Source organism: Candidatus Contendobacter odensis Run_B_J11, assembly GCF_000531125.1.
Classification (GTDB): domain Bacteria; phylum Pseudomonadota; class Gammaproteobacteria; order Competibacterales; family Competibacteraceae; genus Contendibacter; species Contendibacter odensensis.
Map to the genome: position 1 here is coordinate 1 of NZ_CBTK010000169.1, position 4,021 is coordinate 4,021.

Annotated in this window: 5 protein-coding genes; 3 read left to right on the forward strand and 2 right to left on the reverse strand. The window is 55.7% G+C overall.

Annotation, left to right across the window (positions count from 1 at the left end):
• Positions 1–12: 12 nt before the first annotated feature.
• A complete protein-coding gene (locus BN874_RS11255) occupies positions 13–765 on the reverse strand; it encodes a PEP-CTERM sorting domain-containing protein (protein ID WP_154724882.1) in 753 nt (250 codons plus the stop codon).
• Between the two features lie 387 nt (positions 766–1,152).
• Here BN874_RS11255 and BN874_RS11260 point away from each other — a divergent pair, with 387 nt between their 5' ends.
• The 3 genes from BN874_RS11260 (at position 1,153) to BN874_RS24500 (ending at position 3,606) form a co-directional block, all read left to right on the forward strand.
• Positions 1,153–2,064: a CHAP domain-containing protein gene (locus tag BN874_RS11260; protein WP_081756328.1), complete on the forward strand. Its 912-nt coding sequence runs from the start codon at positions 1,153–1,155 to the stop codon at positions 2,062–2,064.
• A gap of 379 nt (positions 2,065–2,443) precedes the next feature.
• Entirely contained in the window at positions 2,444–2,827 is a 384-nt protein-coding gene (locus tag BN874_RS11265; protein ID WP_034433308.1) for a DUF6632 domain-containing protein, read from the forward strand.
• Between the two features lie 86 nt (positions 2,828–2,913).
• Positions 2,914–3,606: a hypothetical protein gene (locus tag BN874_RS24500; protein ID WP_154724883.1), complete on the forward strand. Its 693-nt coding sequence runs from the start codon at positions 2,914–2,916 to the stop codon at positions 3,604–3,606.
• Positions 3,607–3,794: 188 nt separating this feature from the next.
• Here BN874_RS24500 and BN874_RS25665 read toward each other — a convergent pair.
• The coding region (locus BN874_RS25665) for a hypothetical protein (protein WP_230314408.1) at positions 3,795–4,021 on the reverse strand (227 nt) is incomplete at its 5' end.

Here is a 4,021-nt window from a genome sequence, read left to right on the forward strand (position 1 = left end):
GACGCAAGGGCGTCAGTGGGCCACCTGCTGTAGCCTGCGCCGCCGCCAGGCGAGGCCGGCGAGGCCCAGACCCCACAGCGAGAGCGTCATCGGTTCCGACACCGGGGCTGCGGTCCTCTCAACATAGGTTCGGAAGCCGAAATCGCCCAGCGTGGGCGGATTGCCGGCATAGCCGACGAAACTCCAGGCATAGCCATTGCCTACCCGGGCGAAAGCGTTGCCCCCGCCATAGGTCGAGGCCGGCAGATCCAGCGACCACACCCACTGATCCGCGCCATTGCCGTACAGCAGGATGGAGTAGGCGACGCCGGCACGGACAGAGACCGGAGTGGCAAACGTGATCAACGGGCTAAAGGGCGCGACCTGGCCCAGCGTGGGATCGACGACCGGCACGTCCACGGTGTTGAGGGTCGCCGACGCCAGGCGTTGACCGCCAACGATCGGAGTCTGGAGGTAGCTCTGACCGGTGCTGGCCGGGCCGGTCTCGGTAGTGCGGATTTCGATGGACAGCGATCCGGTGGTCACGGAACCGGGCATTCGACCCAAACGAAGCTCAAGGCCGGTGAGCATCCCGTCAACGCCCGCCGTGAAGGTTTGCCCCAGTTGTTGCCAGAACTCGCCGGTCCCAAAACTGTAGCTGAAATGAGCCGTGGCTTGTTCTTGATCGCGGATCGGCGTGGCCGCCAGCGGCAGACTCATCCCCCCTAATCCGGCAACGAGAGCGAGGGCGATAGCCGCAGTGGACTGGGGGGATAGCGTGGACATGATCGGATTCCGGGTGAGTGAGTGTTGCCCACCCAGTAATCAATCATTGTGCCAGATTATAACAGGCTGTTTTTAATCAACTTAGTGAACAGGACGGGTCAGAAATCGTATCAATCTGATACGGATCGGGCCGGACTGGTTCTCGATGAGCATGGGTTCAAGAGAGGTTAGAGCAGCGAGCGGAAGAAGCTCAGAGGTCGCAAGAACAAGCTAAACAATCCCATGAGAGCGCTATTCTCGCGGGAGGATCGACCAGAGGATGTCGCCTGTTTTACTGGATACTCTGCGCAATCATCCCTCGATGTTCTGGGCACCCCCTGCTTGCCACAGCGGAGTCCCCAGCTAAAGGGACTCTAATTGCTTCAGCAAACTTCAGGAGGATAAAAAATGTCGTTGCTCGAACCGTTCCGGGCGTGGCGTTACACCGGCCCATGGCGCGTGGCCTTGGCCCTCCTCTTTGGTGCGGCGGTCCTCTCCTCGTCCGGGCTGGTTTTCGCCCGAACCGGCGCGGATGCCGCCCCAGACCCGGCGACCCCGGCGGGTCTCTCGTCTTCGCTGGGCGTTGACCTGCCGCACAGCGACGGTTTTGGACTGTTGCCCAAGCCGCCTGCTTTGACGAAGGAGGAAAGGGATCGGCTCTTTGCTGAGGGCCTGAGGGCCTGCGCTGGGCCGTGCGTCACCCCCTTTGGCGCGGTACTCGGCATCGCTGACGGCGCTGAAAGCCGCTCCAATTGTGTATCGACGTGCATCCGTCCCGAATACACCTTTCTCGACCGGTCGTCGGGCGCGGTGTCCGTCCATCCGAGCGACCCCAAGCAAGATCACCTTCAGTACATCGGCGTGACCTATCAGTGCGTGGAATACGCCCGCAAATGGTGGATGAAAAACCGGCGCATCACGTTCGGCAGCATCGACAGCGCCTATGAGATTCTGTATCTCACCGAAGGGAAAAACCTCGAAACGCAACAAGCCGTTCCCCTAGCCCGCTCCATCAACGGCACCGCCCGGCGACCGCCCCGGCGTGGCGATTTGGTGGTCTATTATCCTGACCGGGACGATCCGGAATGGCGGCACGGTCATGTCGCCGTGGTGACGGCGGTGGATGTGGAGCAAGGCAGTGTGGCTTTGGTGGAAGAGAATTACGACAACCGGCCTTGGCAAAATCCGCAAGCGTTCGCGCGCCAAATCCGGCTGTTCGAGGTGGGGGGACGGTACACGCTGCTGGATGTGCCACCGACCGCCCACCGGAACGCAGAAGGGGGTCGCATCGCCGGTTGGCTGTACCCCTTGGATCCCTGACAGTTTAACCGGAATCGATGCCGAAGGGCCGTATGGGGTGAGTCCCGCCTGCTGGCGTTTCGGTCGGTTGTTTAGCAACCGCAGCTCAAAACCGTCGTCATCGGGGGTCACGGTTCGTTACCCCCTGTGGAAAACGGGAGACGAGATGCTGCTGGTGGCGGTGGTTGAACGGTCGGTTGTTGACAACCCCGGATAAGAAAAGCTTGGCACGAGGTATGACAGATTTCCACTATGACAAAACGAACGACTGTGGGGGAGCAACGAAGATCAGTATTAGGTATGTGTGCTAGAGCACAGACACCCCCGGTGGGGTAATGATGGTTCTCACTCTCGTATTCACCAAAACGTACCCGACTAAAACCACGAGAGGAGAAATCTGATGCAACAAGAAAAAAAGCTCAAGTACTTGAAAGTCGCTCTTATAGTGTTTGGTATCATTTTCATCGCAGGAATCTATGTGATGATGATGTGGGTATGGCCGTCGGGTTGGGGATGGACGCCACGGCAACCCGAATACGAGCAGATGATTATGGGTGTTTACGCTACCTTGGGAGTTTTTTTGATTCGGGCTGCAAAAGACCCTTTGGCTAATGCAAGTCTAATATGGTTCGCGATTTGGTCGAGTATTGTTCACAGTGGAATAATGCTGGTTCAAGCTATCGTCGATGAGACTGAACGCGCAAACCTGCTGGGTGATATTCCAGCTCTATTTCTGGTGGCAGCTGTCCTGTGGTATCTCATGCCCAAGAAAGCTCAAGCTTAGTAAAGGAGAAATACATGTTCGTCGGCGCTCCGCACCGACGAACTGGCAATTATACGGTTTCCGCATAACTCTACGACGGTGATGTTATGCAGCAGGTTATCGTGGCCTGGGCCCGTTTTGTCCATGATTTATGGCAAAACCAATCCATTGATTTATTACGTCCCCACTATCAAACTGGAGAAAAAATGACCGACCCACGCGCAGTTCTAAAGCTTGGCATTACTGCTGAGAGTATCACTTCAGGTTCGGCTGCGGTATTGAGTCGTCCCCCATTCTGGAAAGCATTAGAAACACCCTTGTATCAAAATACGAAGTTCTTATCCGTGTGGATACTGGGGATCATCGTGTCCATTCCCCTCATTTTTGCGCTAAGCACACGTAATGCCGATGCATCACAATGCGAAGTGGGCGTATTAGGTGGATCCCAAACCAAAAAATGCGCTTCGCAATGTCGATATTGTACCGAAGGCTCCCACGGAAAAGCCTGTTTCTCAGGTTGGTGGAACCAATGGGCAGAAGGTAACAATCAGCTTCCCAACGGATGGTTCTCAGCGGGATGGGCAGCCAACGATCCCACGGGCATCCAAAAAGCCATCCCGGTGCTTGGAAAGGCGACAGCAACTGCTACGGTGCTCTTGGATAAATTGGGATTAGCGGATAATGACCTGAAACAAGCGTGCTACAAATTTTGCGACGAACGAGCCCATAAAGTACTGCGGGAGGGCGCATGCGCGACAGGAGGACCAGGCGTTTGGAATCCAGCATGGGGGCCGGAATGATCGTTGGAAGATTAGGAGTGGTTCTCTTTCCGGCTCTGTTGCAGATGTAGCGTTCTAGATGATTTGTGGAACGGGCTTCCAGCCCGTTCCACGTTCCACAACTCAAATGGGTTTCTATAGACCGTAGTTGTAGCGACCTGTAATCGAAGTCGCAGAAGCTGCAATCGACGGGTTAGAATCGACATTATCTACAACTGAAATCTCTGCAGTGGCCAGTGCAGAAAACCATCGTTTGATGGATGCTCTGAGAGGTGCTCCTGCCCAGCATTTTCATTTGCAATACTTCGGACAGTTTTGGTGATCACCATCAACGGGTTAGCCTTCATAGGCTGAATTAAATCGAAGTGAGGGGTTGCAATGGTTCGGACAGTTTTCTCTAACTTATTGATATGAATAGGGAGCCTTCGGTAGGGTA